General features: G+C 64.5%; 21 protein-coding genes and 2 pseudogenes. 7 read left to right on the top strand and 16 right to left on the bottom strand.

All coding sequences use genetic code 11. The features are described from left to right. Positions 1 to 13: 13 nt before the first annotated feature. Positions 14 to 600 (bottom strand): annotated as a pseudogene (locus tag AC5XE7_RS03060) (transposase). A 129-nt stretch (positions 601 to 729) separates the two neighbouring features. Between AC5XE7_RS03060 and AC5XE7_RS03055 the strand changes: the two are divergent. Then, a protein-coding gene (locus AC5XE7_RS03055) for an IS5 family transposase (RefSeq protein WP_495364733.1) occupies positions 730 to 1,481 on the top strand; the annotation gives its coding sequence in 2 pieces (ribosomal slippage) (positions 730 to 1,060 and positions 1,060 to 1,481; 753 coding nt in all). 13 nt (positions 1,482 to 1,494) lie between these two features. On the opposite strand, the gene AC5XE7_RS03050 is transcribed toward AC5XE7_RS03055, so the two are convergent. Then, positions 1,495 to 2,646, bottom strand: coding sequence for an LLM class flavin-dependent oxidoreductase (locus tag AC5XE7_RS03050; protein ID WP_495364732.1), 1,152 nt, complete (start codon positions 2,644 to 2,646; stop codon positions 1,495 to 1,497). 248 nt (positions 2,647 to 2,894) lie between these two features. Between AC5XE7_RS03050 and AC5XE7_RS03045 the strand changes: the two genes are divergently transcribed. The 4 genes from AC5XE7_RS03045 (at position 2,895) to tauC (ending at position 6,981) form a co-directional block, all read left to right on the top strand. Further along, positions 2,895 to 4,010, top strand: coding sequence for an alkene reductase (locus tag AC5XE7_RS03045; protein ID WP_495364731.1), 1,116 nt, complete (start codon positions 2,895 to 2,897; stop codon positions 4,008 to 4,010). Positions 4,011 to 4,228: 218 nt separating this feature from the next. Then, positions 4,229 to 5,257, top strand: coding sequence for a taurine ABC transporter substrate-binding protein (gene tauA, locus AC5XE7_RS03040; protein WP_495364730.1), 1,029 nt, complete (start codon positions 4,229 to 4,231; stop codon positions 5,255 to 5,257). Positions 5,258 to 5,356: 99 nt separating this feature from the next. Next, a complete protein-coding gene (locus tag AC5XE7_RS03035; protein ID WP_495364729.1) occupies positions 5,357 to 6,130 on the top strand; it encodes a taurine ABC transporter ATP-binding protein in 774 nt (257 codons plus the stop codon). Beyond that, positions 6,127 to 6,981, top strand: coding sequence for a taurine ABC transporter permease TauC (tauC, locus tag AC5XE7_RS03030; protein WP_495364728.1), 855 nt, complete (start codon positions 6,127 to 6,129; stop codon positions 6,979 to 6,981). The genes AC5XE7_RS03035 and tauC overlap by 4 nt, the downstream gene beginning before the upstream one ends. Before the next feature lie 120 nt (positions 6,982 to 7,101). Here tauC and AC5XE7_RS03025 read toward each other — a convergent pair whose 3' ends face one another. Then, entirely contained in the window at positions 7,102 to 7,542 is a 441-nt protein-coding gene (locus tag AC5XE7_RS03025) for a pseudoazurin (RefSeq protein ID WP_495364727.1), read from the bottom strand. 207 nt (positions 7,543 to 7,749) lie between these two features. On the opposite strand from AC5XE7_RS03025, the gene AC5XE7_RS03020 reads away from it, so the two are divergent. Then, positions 7,750 to 8,454, top strand: a complete 705-nt coding sequence (locus tag AC5XE7_RS03020; protein ID WP_495364726.1) for a Crp/Fnr family transcriptional regulator — start codon at positions 7,750 to 7,752, stop codon at positions 8,452 to 8,454. 2 nt (positions 8,455 to 8,456) lie between these two features. Here AC5XE7_RS03020 and AC5XE7_RS03015 read toward each other — a convergent pair whose 3' ends face one another. The 10 genes from AC5XE7_RS03015 to AC5XE7_RS02970 all read right to left on the bottom strand — a co-directional run bounded on the left by AC5XE7_RS03015 (position 8,457) and on the right by AC5XE7_RS02970 (position 15,744). Further along, positions 8,457 to 8,678: a DUF1858 domain-containing protein gene (locus AC5XE7_RS03015; protein WP_495364725.1), complete on the bottom strand. Its 222-nt coding sequence runs from the start codon at positions 8,676 to 8,678 to the stop codon at positions 8,457 to 8,459. Between the two features lie 189 nt (positions 8,679 to 8,867). After that, a complete protein-coding gene (gene nirK, locus AC5XE7_RS03010; protein WP_495364724.1) occupies positions 8,868 to 10,370 on the bottom strand; it encodes a copper-containing nitrite reductase in 1,503 nt (500 codons plus the stop codon). A 208-nt stretch (positions 10,371 to 10,578) separates the two neighbouring features. Then, positions 10,579 to 10,791, bottom strand: a complete 213-nt coding sequence (ccoS, locus tag AC5XE7_RS03005) for a cbb3-type cytochrome oxidase assembly protein CcoS (RefSeq protein ID WP_495364941.1) — start codon at positions 10,789 to 10,791, stop codon at positions 10,579 to 10,581. 34 nt (positions 10,792 to 10,825) lie between these two features. Continuing rightward, positions 10,826 to 11,602 (bottom strand): DUF2189 domain-containing protein, encoded by a 777-nt coding sequence (locus AC5XE7_RS03000; protein ID WP_495364723.1) that lies wholly within the window; start codon positions 11,600 to 11,602, stop codon positions 10,826 to 10,828. Positions 11,603 to 11,613: 11 nt separating this feature from the next. Continuing rightward, entirely contained in the window at positions 11,614 to 11,820 is a 207-nt protein-coding gene (locus AC5XE7_RS02995) for a hypothetical protein (protein WP_495364722.1), read from the bottom strand. Beyond that, positions 11,817 to 12,701, bottom strand: coding sequence for a cytochrome-c oxidase, cbb3-type subunit III (ccoP, locus tag AC5XE7_RS02990; protein ID WP_495364721.1), 885 nt, complete (start codon positions 12,699 to 12,701; stop codon positions 11,817 to 11,819). Before ccoP ends, AC5XE7_RS02995 begins: the two co-directional genes overlap by 4 nt. A 4-nt stretch (positions 12,702 to 12,705) precedes the next feature. Further along, positions 12,706 to 12,876, bottom strand: a complete 171-nt coding sequence (locus AC5XE7_RS02985; protein WP_495364720.1) for a cbb3-type cytochrome c oxidase subunit 3 — start codon at positions 12,874 to 12,876, stop codon at positions 12,706 to 12,708. Positions 12,877 to 12,880: 4 nt separating this feature from the next. Beyond that, complete coding sequence (gene ccoO, locus AC5XE7_RS02980; protein WP_495364719.1) at positions 12,881 to 13,612, bottom strand: cytochrome-c oxidase, cbb3-type subunit II; 732 nt, start codon at positions 13,610 to 13,612, stop codon at positions 12,881 to 12,883. 2 nt (positions 13,613 to 13,614) lie between these two features. After that, entirely contained in the window at positions 13,615 to 15,270 is a 1,656-nt protein-coding gene (gene ccoN / locus AC5XE7_RS02975; protein WP_495364718.1) for a cytochrome-c oxidase, cbb3-type subunit I, read from the bottom strand. Positions 15,271 to 15,297: 27 nt separating this feature from the next. Beyond that, complete coding sequence (locus AC5XE7_RS02970) at positions 15,298 to 15,744, bottom strand: Rrf2 family transcriptional regulator (RefSeq protein ID WP_183831992.1); 447 nt, start codon at positions 15,742 to 15,744, stop codon at positions 15,298 to 15,300. 36 nt (positions 15,745 to 15,780) lie between these two features. Here AC5XE7_RS02970 and AC5XE7_RS02965 point away from each other — a divergent pair, with 36 nt between their 5' ends. Continuing rightward, positions 15,781 to 16,128, top strand: a complete 348-nt coding sequence (locus AC5XE7_RS02965) for a hypothetical protein (protein ID WP_495364717.1) — start codon at positions 15,781 to 15,783, stop codon at positions 16,126 to 16,128. Here AC5XE7_RS02965 and AC5XE7_RS02960 read toward each other — a convergent pair. The 3 genes and pseudogenes from AC5XE7_RS02960 to AC5XE7_RS02950 all read right to left on the bottom strand — a co-directional run. Continuing rightward, positions 16,118 to 16,234, bottom strand: a pseudogene (locus AC5XE7_RS02960) (5-formyltetrahydrofolate cyclo-ligase); the annotation flags it as partial. The gene AC5XE7_RS02965 and the pseudogene AC5XE7_RS02960 overlap by 11 nt on opposite strands. Positions 16,235 to 16,470: 236 nt before the next feature. Further along, positions 16,471 to 16,923, bottom strand: a complete 453-nt coding sequence (locus tag AC5XE7_RS02955) for a TetR/AcrR family transcriptional regulator (protein WP_495364716.1) — start codon at positions 16,921 to 16,923, stop codon at positions 16,471 to 16,473. Between the two features lie 134 nt (positions 16,924 to 17,057). Continuing rightward, on the bottom strand, positions 17,058 to 20,207 hold the full coding sequence (locus tag AC5XE7_RS02950; RefSeq protein ID WP_495364715.1) for an efflux RND transporter permease subunit: 3,150 nt from the start codon (positions 20,205 to 20,207) through the stop codon (positions 17,058 to 17,060). Between the last annotated feature and the right edge of the window lies 1 nt (position 20,208).

The raw sequence follows: 20,208 nt of genomic DNA, 5'->3' as shown, positions 1-20,208 counted from the left end.
GAGGTGTGGACAGTTATCTGAGCCATAGGATGGTTGCGGCGAGTGTGACGACGGCGAGATAATTGCGGGCGGTTTTCTCGAAGCGGGTGGCGACGCGGCGGAACTGCTTGAGCTTGGAGAAGCAGCACTCGATCAGGTGTCGCTCGCGGTAGAGCTGCCGGTCGAACGGGTGTTTGGCGGTGCGCGAGGGGTTGTTGGGAATCACCGCCGTGGCGTCCATGACGGCGATGACGGCACGGAAATGGTCGACGTCGTAAGCGGCATCGGCCAGGACACCTCGGCCTGGTGGCCGTCGATCAGGCTGGCGGTCTGGGGCACGTCGCCCCTGTGGCCGCCGGTCAGCTGGAAGGCGGCGAAGATGCGATGCCAGATGCCCTTGGTGCTCCACCGGCTGAACCGGCGGAACGCGCTGTTCCACGAGCCGAACACGTCCGGCAGAGCGCGCCACGGCGAACCCGTCCGCACGATCCACAGCACCACCTCCACGAACATCCGGTTGTCGCGACCCGACGAACCGCGCGTCCGCGCGTCCCCGATGATGTGGCCCGACATCCGAGCCCACTGCTCATCCCCAAGGATCAGCCGGTCCAACACTCCCATGATCGCCTCCCGCAGAAAACGACCCTGAATCAGATCACAACCGCTTTGTGAATCCCAACTGTCCACACCTCCTAAGGCTTGTTGAGATTCAGGATTCCGCGTGAGCTTGGATTGTGATTGAAGCTTTGGATGGAACGATTTGTGCTGACGGACACCCAATGGGCGAAGATGGAAGCGCATTGCCTGGGCAAACCAACCGATCCCGGACGAAGTGGCGGTGACAATCGCCGTTTCATCGAAGCCTTGCTTTGGATTGTGCGGACAGGAAGTCCATGGCGTGATCTTCCTAGCGTTTTCGGGAACTGGAACGCCGTCTTCAAACGCTATCGCGATTGGGTCAAAGCCGATGTTTTCATAAGGCTTTTCGACGCCTGTTCGGATGAACCGGACATGGAATACGCCATGGTCGACGCCACCATCGTCAAGGTCCACCGCCACGGACAGGGCGCAAAAGGGGGACTCAAAGCCAGGCCATAGGCCGCTCCAAGGGCGGCATGACCACCAAAATCCTGGCGCTCACCGATGCACTTGGCAATCTTGTGCGCTTTGACCTCTTGCCCGGCCAGCGGTTCGATACGGTAGGCGTCGCACCGCTCATCGATGGCGTCTGCTTCGGTGGCTTGATCGCCGACAAAGCCTTCGACAGCAACACCATCATTGCCGACCTCAACCAGCGCGGCGCCAAGATCGTTATCTCACAGCACTCTCGCCGCGCTTCTCCCCTGCCGCTCGACAAGGAACTCTACAAGTGGCGGCATCTCATCGAGAACTTCTTCTGCAAGCTCAAGGAGTTCAAGCGCATCGCCATGCCCGCCGACAAAACAGACCAGAGCTTCGCAGCCTTCATCAATCTCGCAGCTGCCGTCATCAATTCAAGATGAATCCCCACGCACCTTAGCCGGCGGCCGGCGCGATCAGCTTGCGCGCGCGCAGCACGGCGGCTGCACCCTCGGCGAAATGATAGGCTTCCTCCACATGCGGCTGGCCGGACAGGATGAAGTGGTCGAAGCCGAGCTCATGATATTCGCCGATGAGGTCGGCGACCTGCTCGTGGCTGCCGACAAGCGCTGTGCCGGCCCCGCCGCGCACCAGCCCGTATCCGGCCCACAGGCCGGGCGATACTTCCAGCGCCCGCGCATTGCGCGACGTCACGGCCGCGATGCCGGACCCCTCCTGCAATTGCGTCATGCGCTGCTGCCCGGTCGATTCCGTGCGCGCGAAGACGACCTGCGCCTTTGCGACCCGCTCGGGCGTTATCCGCTCGATCAGCCTGTCGGCCTCGGCCCAGGCCTGCGCTTCCGTATCCCGGCTGATGACGTGGAGGCGGATGCCGAAGGAAACGGTGCGGCCATGCGAGGCGGCAAGGTCGCGCACGCGGCGCACCCGCTCTTCCACCACCGAGGGCGGCTCGCCCCATGTCAGGTAGGTGTCGACATGGCGGGCGGCAACCTGCTCGGCCGCCGCACTCGCCCCGCCAAAGAATATCTGCGGCAGCTCATAGCCGCCGAAATCGATGCGCGCCGCTTCGATGCGGTAGTGGCGGCCGTCATAGTCGAAATCGCCGGGCTCATGCGCCGGCTTCGAGACGCCGCGCAGCACTTCGAGAAATTCGCCGGTGCGCGCATAGCGCTGGTCGTGATCGAGGAAATCGCCGAAGCGCCGCTGCTCCACCGGATCGCCGCCGGTCACGATGTTGAGAAGCAGGCGTCCGCCGGAGATGCGCTGGAAGGTTGCGGCCTGATGGGCGGCGAGCGTCGGGGTCACGAGACCCGGCCGGAAGGCGACGAGGAACTTCAGCCGCGCGGTCGCCTGCGTCAGCGCCGCGGTGGTGATCCACGCATCCTCGCACCATGTGCCGGTCGGCGTCAGCACCGCCTCATAGCCCAGCCGCTCCGCCGTGCGCGCGACATCGGCGAGATAGCCGATGCTCGGCTCGCGAAAGCTCGGCCGGCTGACGCCTTCAATGACATGGGAATCGTCGCCCGAGCCCACGATCTCGCGGCTGTCGCCATTGGTGGGCAGATACCAGTGAATGTGAATGCTCATGGGGCTGCGCTGTCCGTGCCTTTTGCGGATGGGAATGGTCGCGCAAACATTGCCGGAAGCAGCGGCCGGCGCGAGAAAGGGCGTTCCAATAATGCACGCGATCCCGGAACAGGCTTGCGCGCCGCCGGTCCGCCGCGAAGGCGAATCCGCTTCGCGAACGCCTGCAAAAGTGGAATCATTTGCCTTGTTTCGTAAGCCGCGAGAGCCGATCTATCATCACGGTTCCACACTCGAGAAAGGCTTCCGCAATGACGACGCTCTTCGACCCGATCAAGGTCGGCGCCCTCGATCTTCCCAACCGCATCGTGATGGCCCCGCTGACGCGCAACCGCTCTCCGGGTGCGGTTCCCGGCGAACTGGCAGTGACCTATTACAGCCAGCGCGCCAGCGCCGGGCTGCTCATCACCGAGGCCACGGCGATCAGCCATCAGGGGCAGGGCTATGCCAATGTGCCCGGCCTCTACGCACCCGACCAGCTCGCCGGCTGGAAGAAGGTGACGGATGCCGTTCACGCCGCCGGCGGGCGCATCGTGGTGCAGCTGTGGCATGTGGGGCGCATCTCGCATGTGCGGCTCCAGCCGGGCGGCGGCAAGCCCGTGGCGCCGTCGGCCATCCGCGCGGCGGCCAAGACCTATCTGGTCAACGAGGACGGCAGCGGCGCCTTCGACGAGACGTCTGAGCCCCGCGCGCTCGACATCGACGAGATCCCCGCCATCGTGGAGGATTATCGCCGCGCCGCAAAGGCGGCGGTCGAGGAAGCAGGGTTCGACGGCGTCGAGATCCACGCCGCCAACGGCTATCTGATCGACCAGTTCCTGCGTGCCGACTCCAACCATCGCACCGACGCCTATGGCGGATCGATAGAGAACCGGGCGCGCTTCCTGTTCGAGGTGACGAAGGCCGTCACCGATGCGGTGGGCGGCGATCGCACCGGGATCCGGCTCTCGCCCGTGACCCCCGCCAACGACGCCTCCGATCCCGATCCGCAGCCCCTGTTCGAACATGTCGCCGCGCATCTGGCTCCCTACGGCCTTGCCTATGTGCATGTGATCGAAGGCGCGACCGGCGGCGACCGGGACTTCCGGCAGGGCGGCCAGCCCTTCGATTACGCTGCCTTCAAGACCGCTTATCGCGATGCCGGCGGCAAGGCCGCGTGGCTGGTCAACAATGGCTATGACGCAGAACTGGCCGAAAAGGCGGTGGCGGACGGCACCGCCGACCTCGTCGCCTTCGGACGGCTGTTCATCTCGAACCCCGATCTGGTCGAGAGGCTGAAGAAGGGCGCCGAACTGGCGACGCCCGACAATGCGACCTTCTACGGCGGCGGGGCCAAAGGCTATATCGACTATCCGTCGGCTGCCTGATCATCGCCTGTCTGACCACAGGTTGCCTGACTATATCGGCTGTCTGACGCACAGCCCGGTTGCCGCCGCCGGCCGAACGCGCACGGCGGCGGCAACCGGAGAATGAAATGAAATTTCCCCTGCCTCCGGAAAACTTGGCATGGGTTGGCTCTACAGCAAAGGCGGGATTCTGCATCGTAAACGGGCACTCAGGTTCAACACGAACGGGAACGAGCCCCATGTCCAGGATTTTCCGGCCAACGATCACCCGCCGCGCCGTCATCGCGGCTTCGACGGCCCTGCTTGCCGCTTCGCTGGCATGGCCGGCCGCCGCGCAGGACCTCAAGCTGACCATCGGCTACCAGACCGTGGTGGAGCCCTCCAAGGTTCCGCAGGCGAATGGCGACTATGAAAAGGCGCTGGGCGCGACCATCGACTGGCGCAAGTTCGATTCCGGCGCCGACGTGATCGCCGCCATCGCCTCGGGCGCGATCGACATCGGCTATGTCGGGTCGAGCCCACTGGCGGCCGCGGCAAGCCGCGAGCTGCCGATCGAGACCATCTTCGTGGTCGGCCTGATCGGCAAGTCGGAGGCGCTGGTGGCCCGCAACGGGTCCGGCATCGCCTCGGTCAAAGACCTTGCCGGCAAGAAGGTGGCTGTGCCCTTCGTGTCCACCACGCATTATTCCCTGCTCGCCGCACTCAAGCACGAGGGCGTCGACCCGAAGAGCGTGCAGATCCTGAACCTGCGTCCGCCGGAAATCGCGGCGGCATGGGAGCGCGGCGACATCGACGCCGCCTATGTGTGGGACCCCGCGCTCGGCCAGATCAGGACCTCGGGAGAGATTATCGTCGATTCCGCGAAGGTCGCGGAATGGGGCGCGCCCACCTTCGACGCGTGGATCGTGCGCACCGAATTCGTGCAGAAGAACCCGGACGCGGTGACCGGCTTCGCACGGGTGACGGGAGCCGCCTACGACGATTTCCTGAAGAACCCTTCCGCCTGGAACAATGCTTCCGAGAACGCTGCCCGGATCAGCAGGCTGACCGGCGCGAAGCAGGATGACACCGAGCTGCTGCTCGACGGCTACGTGTTTCCGTCGCTGGCGGAACAGGCCTCGGATAAATTCCTTGGCGGCGCGATCACGCAGGCGCTCACCGCGACGTCGCAGTTCCTGAAAGAACAGGAGCGCATCGACGCGGTGCTGCCCGACTACGGCAAATACGTCTCCGCCAGATATGTCGAACAGGCTGCCCTGTCCAACTGACGCGTCATCCTCCCCTGACGCCCATACCGGACGCGCTCGCCGGCCCGCTCCACCGCCTCCGCGGCGTGGGGCGGGCTTCGTGGCAAAAGGATCTCCGACATGCCGCAACTGTCGCTCGACGACATCACCATCCATTACGACGGCCAGCCGCATGTGGCGGTGGCGCAAACCTCGCTTGCCGTGGCCACGGGCGAGTTCGTGGTGCTTACGGGCCGCTCCGGCTGCGGCAAGACCAGCCTGCTCAATGTCGCGGCCGGGCTGGTCGAGCCGCTGTCCGGCTCGGCGACCATCGACGGCCGGCCGATCACCGCGCCCGGCGCCGACAGGGCGGTGGTCTTCCAGAACGATGCCCTGTTTCCGTGGCTGAGCGTGCGCGAGAACGTCGCCTTCGCGCTGCGCATGCGCGGCGTGGCGCCCGGGCGCAGGCAGGCGCAGGCCGATGCGCTGCTGCGGAAAGTGCGTCTCGACAACAGCGGCGACAAGCGCATCTGGGAGCTTTCCGGCGGCATGCGCCAGCGGGTCGGGCTGGCACGCGCGCTGGCCGCCGAACCCGACTTCCTGCTGATGGATGAACCGCTCGGCGCGCTGGACGCGCTGACGCGCGAGCGCATGCAGAGCCTTTTGCTCGACATCTGGGCCTCGGCGGAGGCCGGGGTGCTGATGGTCACGCACGGCATCGAGGAAGCCCTGCTGCTCGGCACCCGCATCGTGGTGATGGCGCCGGGGCCCGGTCGCATCGTGTGGAGCCGGAAGGCGGCATTCGGCCGGCGCTACGCCGATGGCGAGCCGGTCGCCTCGATCAAGGCCGACCCTGAATTCATCGCCGCCCGCGCCGAGCTGTCGGCCGCGATCTTCGAGGGAGAAACAGCATGAGCACCGTATCCGGCACGCTTGCCAAACCGGCGCCCGCCTCGCCGCGAGCCGCCGCACGACAGGCCCCGCCGACGCGCAGGAAGCGGTTCTGGACCTCGCAGCGCATCAGCCTCGCGACGCTTGCCGTGCTCATCGCGCTGTGGGCGCTGGCCGCGGAGCTGCGGCTGGTGTCGCCGGTCTTCCTGCCCTCGCCCGCCGCGGTGGCAGGAAAATTCGTCACCGTATCCGCCAATGGTTTCGCCGACGCCTCGCTGTGGACCCATCTCGGCGCCAGCCTCGGGCGTGTCTTCGCCGCACTGGCGGCCGCGCTGGCCGTCGGCGTCCCGGTCGGCCTCGCCATCGGGCTCAGCACCGTCGGGCGCGGCATCTTCGATCCCCTGCTGGAGTTCCTGCGGCCGATCCCGCCGCTCGCCTATCTGCCGCTGATCATCATCTGGTTCGGCATCGGCGAACCGTCCAAGGTGCTGGTGATCGCCATCGCCATGCTGGCGCCGATCGCGCTGTCGACGGCTTCGGGGGTGAAGAGCGCCAGCCGCGACCGCGTCAACGCGGCGCGCACGCTCGGCGCCTCGCGCGCGCAGGTGATCCGCCATGTGGTGCTGCCGGACGCCCTGCCCTCGATCCTGACCGGCTTGCGCATCGCGCTCGGAACGGGATGGACCACGCTGGTCGCCGCCGAGCTGATCGCGGCGACCGAGGGGCTCGGCTTCATGATCCAGTCGGCGGCGCAGTTTCTGGTCACCGACGTGGTGATCATGGGCATATTCGTCATCGCGGCCATCGCCTTCCTGCTGGAATTCGCCATCCGCAATCTTGAGCGCAGGCTGGTGCCATGGGCCGGGCGGGACTGAGGCGCGGCTGGCGGGTGACAGGCTGAAGGCTTGCCGTCAGCGCCGCAGGGGCAGTCAGCGCCGCGGGGGCCGGCTGCATCGCAGCTAGCCCCCGGTAAACCGCCTGACTTCGTTCCGATGTCAGTTCGCCGCAGCCTGTTCCAGAAGTTCGGCGAACACTTTCTTGGCCTTGCCGGGATGCTTGACGGTTTTGGCCTCTTCCAGATTGACCGGATTGCCCACGACGATCAGCGCCACCATGCCCATTCCGTAGTGAGGCGTGCATTTGATGCCGTAGACGCCCTCCTTGTCGAGCGTAACGGTGATCTGCTCATTCACCTTTCCCTTGAAGGGCGTCGCCCCTTCCGGGAGCATGCCCTTGACGCTTTCGGCATCATGCGACTTGTCGGTCGGCAGGAAGGTGACCGTGTCTCCGGGAGCCGCCGCGATAAAGTCGGGCTGGAACACCATCGCGCCCTTGTCGCCCTTGTTGAGCATCTGCACCTGATGGTCCGCAGCCTGCGCGCCGCCACCCAGCAGCAAGCCTGCGAGTGCTGCCGCGATCGTGAGCGTCCATTTCATTTTTCTTGCCTTTCACTCTGTTTCCAACGTCTGGCGTTGTGCTGTTTCTAGGCGTGCGCGCTCCGCGTGACTTTGCAAAAACGCAAACAGAACAGGAAAAGCAGAGATCATCAGGCCGCGGGACAAGCTTGCCCGACATATCGCGTTCATGTGAAAGTCGGTATGGATGAATCCGCCCGTACGCAGACAATCCAGGGACCGATGAATGTGAGCAGACTTGACCGTTCCCTGATTTCAGGTCTGCCTCCGTTCGAGGGTCTGGATGCCGCCGATCTGGATGCCGTCCTCCAAAGCGCCCGGTCGCTGCGGGTGGAGAAGGATGCCGCGATCTTCGGGCAGGATGGCGAGGCACATTCCTTCTTCGTGCTGCTCGATGGAAAAGTGCGGGTGGTGAAATCCACCGTCGACGGCCAGCAGATCATCGTGCGCTACATCGTTCCGGGCGAGCTGCTGGGCATCGCGCAGGCTCTGGCGCGCAGCACCTATCCGGCCAGCGCGATAGCCGTCGTCGATTGCGTGCTGCTGAGCTGGCCGGGCAAGCTCTGGTCCGAGTTCGCCGCCGCTTTTCCCACCTTCGGCACGACCACGTACAGGACGGTGGGCGCCCGCCTCAGTGATATGCAGACGCAGGTGATGGAACTGGCCACCGAGCAGGTGGAGCGCCGCGTCGCCCATGCCCTGTTGCGGCTCGCCCATCAATCGGGGCGCAAAACGGACAAGGGCATTCTGATCGACTTTCCGCTGTCGCGGCAGGATATCGCCGAAATGACCGGCACCACGCTGCATACGGTAAGCAGGCTGCTGACCGCATGGGAGGAAAAGGGGCTGGTCGGCTCCGGCCGCATGCAGGTGTGCATCACCGATCCGCACGGATTGCTTCTGCTGGCCGATGGCAGGACCGGCCGGTCCTGAACTCAGCCCTGCCGGCTGCCGCCTATGGCCTTCATCAGGGCGTTGCGGAAATCGTCGCCGTCGATCTTGTGGGCGCGTATCGCCTCCTCCACGGTATGAAAGGGTGCAATCGGACAGCCGACGCACAGCAGGCGATGGTCGAGCACGACGCGGATGGTCGCCGGCCACAGCCGCATGATCTCATCCATGCTCATGTCGTCGCGATACTGCCTGTTGGTGAGCATGGCGCAGCGCTGGCCCTTCCAGCCGGAGAACTTAAAGCGTGCCGCAATCCTTCAGATGCGCTTCCTTATGCCTTAAGCCGTTGTTTCTACGCATGTCGTTGTCCCGAAACCGATCCTCACCTTCGGGCGACATGCTTTAATGGAAAGAAGAACGGGCGCATCGCAGACGCGCCCGTTCCTGCCCCCCGGTTATTTGCCGAGGCTTCCGGCCGGGCCGGAATGCATGATCTCGTCATCCACCGGCCCGTCCACGATCAGGTAGCCGGCCAGCCCGCGCTCGGCGCGCGACAGGGCGTGATCGACCAGCACATAATGTCCGCCACGATCGATCCTGAAGTCGACGATGGTGGCGCCGCCGGGCGGCACGGTGACCGTCTGGACCCCGGTGACGGGCGGCGAGGTCACGCTGCCCAGCGTGTAGACATGGTCGAAGATCTCGCCGATGACATGGAAGGACGAGGTGTAGTTCGGCCCGCCGACGCCGAAGAAGATCCGCACCGTCTCGCCGGCCGTCGCATAGAGCGGATGCGACTTGGTGAGCGCCCCGACGGAACCGTTGAACAGGAAGTATTCCGCCCGCTCGGAGATCAGCTTGTCATAGTCCATCTCCATCTCGCCCTGCGTGCCGAACGGCTCGACCGTGTAGAGTTCGCCCTGCATCACGTAGAATTCGCGATCGACCTGAGGCAATCCGCCTTCCGGCTCCACGAGGATGAGGCCGTACATGCCGCTGGTGATGTGATGGGCGACGCTCGGCGTGGCGCAATGATAGACATAGATCCCCGGCTTGAGGGCCTTGAATGTCACCACCGCCTCCTCGCCCGGCGCGATCTGGGTGAAGTCGGCGCCGCCGCCGGGACCCGTCGCGGCATGGAAATCGACCGAATGCGGCATCACGCTGTCGGACGCATTCTTGAGGTGAACCTCCACGGTATCGCCCACGCGCACGCGGATGAACGGTCCGGGAACCTTCCGGTTGAAGGTCCAGTAGACATAGCTCGTTCCATCGTCGAGCTTGCCCTTCAGCTCCACCGTCTCCATCTCGACCTTGACCACCTGAGGGGCGCGCTGGCCGATGGGGCCGGGCAGATCCGCCGGATCATGCACGATGTCGGCCGCGTCCGTGTCCATGGCCTCGCGCGGGCCGGGCATGACCCGGATCAGCCCTTCCATGCCGGCTTCACGATGCCCGGCGATCGAGCAGAAATAGGTAAATTCGCCGACCTTGTTGGCGATGAAGGAGAAGGTCGAGGACGCGTTGATGCCCACGACGATGGAGGAGCGGGCGGGATACTGATCGATGACCACATCATGCTCGGCGCCCTCGCCGTTGATGAGGTTGATCTGCACGAGTTCGCCCTCATGCACCATCAGCGTCGGATTGGTCTGGCCGTCTATATCGCCGCCGACGCCGATATAGACCATGCGCCCGCCTGCGATGCCCGTCTTCAGGGTGAAGATGGTGGCGTTGTGGTAGCTGACGGCCGGCGAGGCGGCCGTGCTGGTGCCGTCGGCGGGCGCTGCCACAGGCTGCGCAGTGTTCGCCTGCGACGAATCGGTACCCGTAGCGTGATTGTGCTCCTGCGCCATCGCGGGAGCCATGGCCAGCATCAATGCACCCGTCATCGCCGCCAGCCACCGCGCCGGGTGCCTGCGAACCATGTCCGGCCCGGCCCTGCTTCCTCTGTTCATCGGGAAAACTCCTCTGTCGATGATTTCAGACGGAATCTATCCGGGCCGCTCGGAACGGACTTTGCGCAATCACAAACAGTTGCGATGCGGATGTCTCAGAGCAATTCCAGCAAAATCGCTGCGCGCTTTTGCGTCCGGAAATGCTCCATCGCTTTGTTTCAGCCGCATTTATGCGACGCCGGATGTTTCCATCTGGCTGCAAAATGCTCTAGCCGCGCTTCTCGCGCGGTTGGGTGGCCTCGCCGGACGAAGGCTCCGGATCGCCGTCGATACGGTCGCTTTCGGCATCGATGAGGATGCGCTGCGCGGCCCCGTCGAGGTCCTCATACTGGCCGCTCTTCAGCGACCACAGGAAAGCGCCGAGCGCGACTGCGCCGAGCATCAGCGCCAGCGGAACGAGATAGAGCAGGCTGCCCGTCATCCGCAGGCCCGATGCCGCCATGGGGTGCGGCGCCTCATCTGATCGCCCTGTAGCTGTGCCACGTCGCATGGCCGAGCAGCGGGAAGATGACGACGAGACCTACAAGGCCGGTGACGATGCAGATCAGGAACAGCGCAAGCACGATGGCGCCCCAGACCAGCATCACCGGCAGGTTCCTGAACACCATGGAGATGGAGGTGCCCATGGCGGTGAAGGCATCGACCTTCTCGGCCAGCAGCATGGGTATGGAGAAGGTGCTGATGGCGAAGGAGAAGGCGGCGAACAGGCCGCCCACCACGGTGCCCACCACCAGCATGCCCCAGCCTTCGGGCGTGGTGAACAGCATGGCGGCGATGTGGTCGAGGCCGGGGAAAGGCCGAAGGCCGAAGAACAGCGCATAGATGATGACGGCGGCGCGCATCCACACCAGCATCAGCAGGCACAGGATGGCGCCGATGAACCACACCTGCGCGCCCGATTCCGCCCGGACGAAGATCATGCGGGCAAGGCTCACCGGCCTGCCCTCCTCCAGATCGCGGCTTTTCTGGTAGAGGCCGATGGCGACCAGTGGCCCGACCACCATGAAGCCGGCCAGCGCCGGGAACAATATGTAGTCGAGCTCCAGCCTGAACAGGCAGGTCACCACCGCCAGCGACAGCACGAACACCACCAGCCCATAGGCGAGGCTGGGCAGGGGATTGCGCCACAGGTCGCGCCAGCCGGCCGCCAGCCAGCCGAAGGCGGCGCTTGCCGGCAGATTGCGCCGGCGCTGCCCGGCCAGCGGAAGTGGCGTGCTTTCGGTGCGTCCCATGAACTTCCTCCTCAGCAGGACGATCTGGCGGCGCGGTATGTTCCCGCGCCATCGGCCGTCTTTTCATGCGGCACGCAGTCGGGCTGCGAGCCGATTGCGACATAGACGAGATGGGCATTGGCGCCGGCGAACAGCAGCACGCCGCCGGCGACGATCAGCGCCGAGATGAGGCGCCAGTTGAGCCGGCCGGGCCGCGTGGCGGGAGGCGCGGTGCTCATTGCGTGCCTCCGTCGGTCGCGAGCGTGCCGACATAAAGGGCGAGGATCCTGATATCGACCGGCGACAGCCGGTCCTGCCAGTGCGGCATGTGTCCCTGCCGGCCCGAATATATGGTGGTGAACACCGACTGGGCGTCGCCGCCATAGATCCAGTTCTCGTCGGTGAGATCTGGCGCGCCGACCTCGACCATGCCCTTGCCCTCCTCGCCATGACAGGCGGCGCAGTTCGCCGCGAACACCTCCTGCCCTTCCGGCAACCGGGCCTGATCGGTTTCGCCCAGCTGCTGGCCGGACAGCGAGCGCACATAGGCCGCCACCGCCCTGACCTGCCCGATTTCGAGCACGCCGTCGCGGCCAAAGGCCATCATCTGCGAGATGCGCGTATCGTCATCGGTGGAATTGATGCCGACGCTGATGGTTTCGGCGATGGTCTCGGGGTCGCCGCCCCACAGCCACGCGCCCGCCGCCAGATTGGGGAAGCCCGGACCGCCGGTGCCGCGCACGCCATGGCACACTGCGCAATTGTCGACGAACAGCGTGCGGCCGGTGTCGCGCACATGGCGCATCAGCTCCTCGTCGGCGGCGATGGCGGCAAAGTCCTCGCCGGCGATGCGGTCGGCCCAGACGGCGCGCGAGACGGCAGCCTGCTCCACCTGCCGCGTCACCACGGTGCGCTGGTCGATGCCGAGCAGGCCCTTCGTGTAGGTCCAGCCGAGCGGCCATGCCGGCATCAGCAGCCAGTAGCCGATCGCAAACAGCGTGCCGGCGATCAGGAAGAAGAACACCACGCGCGGGACCGGCGTTTCCAGTTCCTCGATGCCGTTCCATTCGTGCCCGGTGGTCGGGCGCCCGGTGATGGGGTCGTGTCGTTCGGTTGCCATGCGCCTACTCCCCCTCCCCCGGCCGGTCGTCATCGTCGAGAATGCTCTTCTTGGCGCGGTCGAACCGCTTCCTGTTGGCCGGCCAGAAGGCGTAGACCAGCACCCCGATGGCGAAGATGATCAGGTAGAACAGGCCCCAGCTCTTGGAGAAGGCGACGAGCATCTCGTGGTCCATGGCCTCACTCCTCCACGGCCGCGCTCTGGTGCGCGGCATCCGTCAGCCTGCCGAGGATCTGCAGATAGGCGACCAGCGCGTCCATCTCGGTGATGCGGGCGGGATCGCCGTCGAACACCCTTATGATGGTGGCCTCGCCATAGCGCTCGGCCACGCCCTGCGCCTGATTGCTGTCGGGGTTGGCCTGCCCGTAGGCGTCCCATTGCGCATTGGCGATCATCTCGTCGGTATAGGGCACGCCCACCTTGCGCTGGGCCGCCAGATGCAGCCCAAGATCGTCGTATTTCAGCTCATTGCGCATCAGCCAGCCATATTTGGGCATCACCGATTCCGGCACCACGTCACGCGGGTTGATGAGGTGGGCGACATGCCAGGCGTCGGAATATTTTTCGCCGAGGCGGGCGAGGTCCGGCCCGGTGCGCTTCGATCCCCACAGCATGGGGTGGTCGTATTGCGACTCCACCGCCAGCGAGAACGGCCCGTAGCGCTCGACCTCGTCGCGCAGGGTGCGGATCATCTGCGAGTGGCAGGCATAGCAGCCCTCGCGGATATAGATGTTGCGCCCCGCCAGTTCGAGCGGCGTGTAGAGGCGCATGTCGGGCGCTTCCTCGACCGTCTCGCTGATGGTGAACAGCGGCGCGATCTCCACGATGCCGCCGATGGAGGCGACGCCGACGATCGCCAGGACGAAGCCGATGGCGTTGCGTTCGATCTTGCGGTGGAAGAACTCCTTCATCGCTATTCTCCTGCCTGCACGGCGTCGGCCCTGCCGTAAAGCGGCACGTCGGCGCCGCTCTCCTGATACTGGCCGGTGCGGGCCATGCGGATCGTCATCCACACGTTCCAGGAGGCCACGATGGCGCCGGCAAGGAAGAAAAGGCCGCCGACGGTGCGCGCGATATAGTAGGGATGCATGGCGACGAGGCTGTCGATGAAGGAATAGGCCAGCGTGCCGCTGTCATTGTAGGTGCGCCACATCAGGCCCTGAATGATGCCCGAGTTCCACATGGCGAAGACGTAGATGATGGTGCCTGTGAGCGCGAGCCAGAAGTGGACCTCGACCAGCTTCGGCGAATACATGCGCTGCTGCTTCCACATCCACGGCACCAGCGCATAGAGCGAGCCGAAGGTGATCATCGCCACCCAGCCGAGCGCGCCCGCATGGACATGGCCGACGGTCCAGTCGGTATAGTGCGACAGCGAGTTGACGGCGCGGATGGCCATGAACGAGCCCTCGAAGGTGGACAGGCCATAGAACACGGCCGCCACCATCATGAAGCGCAGCGTGGCGTCGGTGCGCACCTTGTCCCATGCGCCGTTCAGCGTCGCCAGCGCATTGCCGGCGGAGGCCCATGATGGCACCAGCAGCACCAGCGAGAAGGTCATGCCCAGCGTCTGCACCCATTGCGGCAGCGCCGTATAGTGCAGGTGGTGCGAGCCCGCCCACATATACATGAAGGTGATGCCCCAGAAGCTGATGATGGAAAGCCGGTAGGAGAAGATCGGCCGTTCGGCGCGCTTGGGCAGATAGTAATACATCATGCCGAGGAAGCCGGAGGTGAGGAAGAAGGCGACCGCGTTGTGGCCGTACCACCATTGCGTCATCGCATCCTGCACGCCGGAGAACAGCGAGTAGCTCTTGGCATGGCCGAAGGAGACCGGCACGGCGAGATTGTTGACGATGTGCAGCACCGCCACGACCAGGATGAAGGCCATGTAGTACCAGTTGGCAACGTAGATATGCGGTTCCTTCCGCCGCTGCAGGGTGCGGATGTAGATGAGGAAATACACCACCCACACGATCACCAGCCAGATGTCGGCATACCATTCGGGCTCGGCATATTCCTTGGACTGGGTCAGCCCCATCAGATAGCCGCTGGCGGCCAGCACGCAGAACAGATTGTAGCCGATCAGCACGAACCACGGGCTGAACTGGTCGGGCAGGCGCGCCCGCGACGTGCGCTGGAGAACGTGGAAGGAGGTAGCGATCAGCGCATTGCCGCCGAAGCCGAAGATCACGCCGGAAGTATGCACCGGCCGCAGGCGGCCGAAGCTCGCCCAGCCGGCATCGAAGGTCAGATCCGGCCACGCCAGCAGCGCGGCCACCCACACACCGAAGAACATGCCGACCACGGCCCAGATCATGGTCAGCACGATGCCGACCCTCGTCGGGTCGTCGTAATAGTGCGCCAGCCGCTCCGCCGGCGGTTCGGGGTCGTTGTAGCGCGAGATCACCAGGAAGATCAGCCCAAGGCTGAAGGCAAGCACGATGAAGCCGTGAATGCCCAGCGCATCGGCCCGGCCGGCAGCGGCCATGGCAAGCCCGCACAGCGCCAGCAGCGTGAGCACGGCCAGCGAAAGCTGGCGTTCGGAAACCGTCAATCCTGAAACCATCTGGCTTTCCCCTCGCTTGTTTGCCGGCTATGCCGCGATGCCTTCGATGCCGAGCAGGATGCCGAGCTGTGCCCTGTTGCGCACGATATCGGCGAGCGTGTACTTATCGAGGACGGCCAGCCAGGCGGCGAGCGCCTCGGAAAACATGTTCCGGAGCTCACAGCAGGGCGAGATCACGCAGTGCCCGCCGCGCTTCTGCATGCATTCCACGAGCGAGAGATCTTCCTCGATCGTGCGCACCAGCGCGCCGATGCCGATGCTGGCGGGTTCCCGCTTCAGCCTTATGCCGCCGGAACGCCCCCGCACCGTCTCGATGAAGTCATGCTCGCGCAATGTCTGCGCCACCTTCAGCAGGTGATTGCGCGACAACCCGTAGGCTTCGGCCACATCGCTCACCGTGCACGCCCGGTCGGGCCGTGTCGCGGCGTAGATCAGCATGCGCAGCGCATAGTCGGTATGCAGCGTCAGGCGCATGGCAGCGCCCATGCAATACGGAAGCCGGAGACTGTGGTGAAAACGGGCCTGACAAGGGCTGTCAGGCGCAAACCGGAAACGGATGGCATCGGGCTCTCCTGCACGAAATTCGTGCTCCTCCTAAAAGAGGTATCTCAGATAATCTTTTTGCGCAAACTCCCCCGACAACAAATGTGCGATATGGTCGCAGCAGGCGCCGGTTCATTCTCCGACACCCCGGCAAGCCCCCATTTCAGGGGCGCTGTTCATGAAATCCCTGCAGGAATGCATCCGAAGGCAACGGCAGGCGCTTCTGCCTATGCGCGCAAGCAGCAGTCACCGAAGGGGCGGCGTCACGCCGTCGCGGTCGGGATCAAGGCCCATGTCTGCGCGATCAGTCGGTGACGATGACGTCCATCGGGATGTCGTGCGGCTGCGGATATATGGTTCTTACCCGGCTCAGGGCGTAACCGACGCCGATCGTCAGGGGCTTGCGCGGCATCGCAGGAAGGCAAATGGAATTGAATACGATCAGTGATCCCTTTGCCCGTGCAGCGTCAGGAAACCAGTCTGCATCGCAGCCACGCGCGGCCAGCAGCCATTTGCTCAACAATGGCCGTCACTTAAGCACTCGGCCCCGACCCTAACGCATGTCGCCCGAAAGTGGGAATTGGTTTCGGGATAACGACATGCGCAAAAACAATAACTTAAAGCGTGAGGAGCGAATCTGGAAGATCGCGACACGCTTTAAAGGCGGTTGGCGAGGAGATGGCAGAAAAGACGCCATCTTGCCGAGAATGCAGCCTTGTCGTCGCCGGTGGCCTCCTGGCCGGGGCAATCGGCAGCACAGGCGAGCAAAGAGGGGTCTTCGGCGGCGGCGACCAGAACGGCAACGGCGAAAAGGTCGATGCCGCCTGCGCCGCCGCCCTTGTCCGGATTGCATTGCGGGGTGTTTTCCCAGCCGGAATATCTGGCAAGCATCGCCTGGATCAGTTCAGCCTTGTTGGGAAAGTAGTAGAGCAGGCCACCCTTGCTCAGCTTTGCCTGCCTTGCCACCGCATCCATGGTGACATGGCCAAACCCCTGATCGAGCGCAACCGCGACGACGGCACAGAAAACGCGGTCGCGCTGCCGCTTCTGCGCCGCCGGAATGACGGAAACGCCTTCCTTCGGGCGTTTCGGATTTTCCGTCTTGCTCATCGCTTCGGTGTCCCTTCCAACCGTTCCTGATGATCAGGAATGCGCAAGCCCTGCTTCAAAAAAGCCCTGCCGCCGGTTTTGACACGGGCGGCAGGGCCGTTACGCGGTACGAGTTTACTCAGCTACGCACGCAATCAGGCGGTGACCGCCCGATCTTCTGTCCGGCGGCGGGAAAACAGCCGGTTGATGACGACGAAGAACACCGGCACGAACACCAGAGCCAGAAGCGTTCCGGTGATGGTTCCGAAGAAGGTGGCGAAGCCGATGGCCTGCCGCGCGCCCGCACCGGCGCCCGACGACACCACCAGCGGCAGAACGCCGAGGCCGAAGGCCAGCGAGGTCATCAGGATCGGGCGGAAGCGCAGTTTCGATGCCTCGCGCGCCGCCTCGACCGCGCTCTCGCCGAGCTTGGCCATGCGGTCGCGGGCGAATTCCACGATCATGATGCCGTTCTTGCCGGTCAGGCCGACGACGGTCAGCAGGCCCACCTGAAAGTAGACGCCGTTGGACTGGCCGCCGATCCAGGCGCCGATCAGCGCGCCCAGAATGCCGACCGGCATCGCCAGCAGCACGGCGATCGGAATGGTCCAGCTTTCGTAGAGGGCCGCAAGACACAGGAACATGGTGGCCAGCGCCAGACCATACAGGATCATGGCACCCGCACCGGCTTCCTTTTCTTCAAGCGACATGCCCGTCCAGCGCAGATTGTAGCCGGGGGGCAGCTTTTCGGCGAGCTGCTCCATGGCGGAAATTGCCTCGCCCGAGGTGAAGCCGTCGCGGGCCGAACCTTCAAGCTCCATGGCCGGCAGCGCGTTGTAGCGCGTCACCTGCTGCGGCCCGAACACCCATTGCTGCTCGGAGAAGGTCGTCAGGTCCACGAAATCGCCATTGACGTTGGGGATGCGCCACAGCGCCATGTCTTCAGGCTTGGTCCGTGCCGAAGGCTCGCCCTGCACGTAGACGCGCTTGACGCGACCCTCATAGAGGAAGTCGTTGACATAGGCGCCCGACCAGATGGTGTTCAGGAAGGTGCCGACATCCGCCGCCGTCACCCCCACGGCGCCGGCCTTCTTCCAGTCGATGTTCAGGCGGAACTGGGTGGCGTCCTCCACCCCGTTCGGCCGCACCGCCGTCAGCATCGGATCATCGGACGCCATGCCGATCAGCTTTTTGCGGGCGTTCAGCAGTTCCTCATGGCTCTGGCCCGCCGAGGCCTGAAGGAAGGCGGTGAAACCGTTCGACGTGCCAAGCTCCATGACAGCAGGCGGCACGAAAGGCACCACCATGGCCTCGCGGATGCCGCCGAACAGCGGGCCGAAGGCGCGTCCGGCAATGGCCGATGCCGAGGCATCGGGAGAGGTGCGCAGTGACCAGTCCTTCAGCTTGACGAACATCATGCCCATGTTCTGTCCCTGACCGGAAAACGAGAAGCCGCGAACGGAAAACACCGACGCCACATTCTCCGGTTCGGTGCTGATGAAGTACTGTTCCACCTTGTGCAGAACCTCTTCCGTCTGTCCGGCGGTGGCCCCGGAGGGAAGCTGGACGATGGCCATCAGCACGCCCTGATCCTCATCGGGAAGGAAGGAGGGAGGCGTGCGCTGGTAGAGCATGACCATGCCGCCGACGATCAGGGCATAGACCACCAGCATGCGCAGCGGCCCGCGGGTCGCGAAGCGGACGATGCCGGAATAGCCCGACGTCACCTGCGAGAAGCGGCGCTCGAAACCATCGCTGAACGCGCCACCCATGCGGGCCAGCATTCCCTTGCGCGGCGCATGCGAATGCGGCTTGAGCATCGTGGCGCACAGGGCCGGCGTGAACACGATCGCCACCAGCACCGACAACCCCATGGCCGAGACGATGGTGACGGCGAACTGCTTGTACATCTCGCCGGTGGAACCGCCGAAGAATGCCATCGGCACGAACACCGCGGACACGACCATGGCGATGCCGACCAGAGCGCCGGTGATTTCGTCCATGGATTTCCGCGTGGCTTCGACCGGCCCCAGATGTTCGTCGCGCATGATGCGCTCGACGTTCTCCACCACCACGATGGCATCGTCCACCAGAAGGCCGATGGCAAGCACCATGGCCAGCATGGTCAGCGTGTTGATGGTGAAGCCCAGCGCCGCCATGATGCCGAAGGTTCCCAGCAGCACAACCGGAACGGCGAGCGTTGGAATGAGCGTGGCCCTGAAATTGTGCAGGAACAGCAGCATCACGAAGAAGACGAGAATGATCGCCTCACCCAGCGTGCTCAGCACCGCCTCGATCGAAATCAGAACAAAGGGCGTCGTGTCATAGGGGATGACGTAGCTGACGCCCGCCGGCAGCGAAGCGGCAAGCTCCTCCATCCTGGCCTTGACCAGTTCGGCCGTGTCCAGCGCGTTCGCGCCGGAAGCGAGCTGGATCGCCATGCCGGAGGAAGGCTTGCCGTTATAGAAACCGGTGATCTCGTAATTCTCGGTGCCCAGTTCGGCGCGCGCCACGTCGCGCAGCAGCACGAGGCCGCCATCGGCATCGGCACGCAGCACGATGCCCTCGAAATCCCCGGGCGTTTTCAGGAGCGACTGGGCGGTGATGGTGGCGTTGAGAAGCTGGCCTTCCGGCGCCGGCATGGCGCCGAAGGAACCCGCCGAAATCTGCGCGTTCTGGGCGTTGATGGCCGAAACCACCGTCGAGGGCGCCAGATTGTAATATTTGAGCTTCTGCGGATCGAGCCAGATGCGCATCGCATATTCGGAGCCGAACACCTGAACCTTGCCGACGCCGGTGAGACGGGCGATCGGCTCGACCATGTAGGAGTTCAGATAGTCGGCGAGATCGACGTCGCGGCGCGCACCGTCGTCGGAGATCAGCGCAATCACCATCAGGAAGCCGGTCGCCGACTTCTCCACCGTAACACCCTGGCGCACCACGGCTTCGGGCAGGTTGGCTTCCGCCTGGGCGAGCTTGTTCTGCACCTGAACCTGCGCGATGTCGGGATCGGTGCCGATGTTGAAGGTCAGCGTGATCGAGGCCGTGCCGGTCGAGGTGGTGCTCGATTTGATGTAGCGCAGCCCGTCGAGGCCGGTCATTTCCTTTTCGACGATCTGGACGACCGTATCGGCGACAGTCTCCGCCGAGGCGCCGGGATAGACCGCGCTGATGACGATCGAGGGGCCGGCAATCGATGGATATTGCGACACCGCAAGCCGCGATACCGACAGCAGGCCAAGGCCCATGATGATGATGGCTATGACCCATGCAAAGATGGGCCGGTCGATGAAGAAGCGGGCCATG

The organism is Aquamicrobium sp. YD-1-mutant5, from assembly GCF_059509755.1.
The sequence above is the reverse complement of the archived record's forward strand: the minus strand, read 5'-3'. Positions and strand labels throughout refer to the sequence as shown.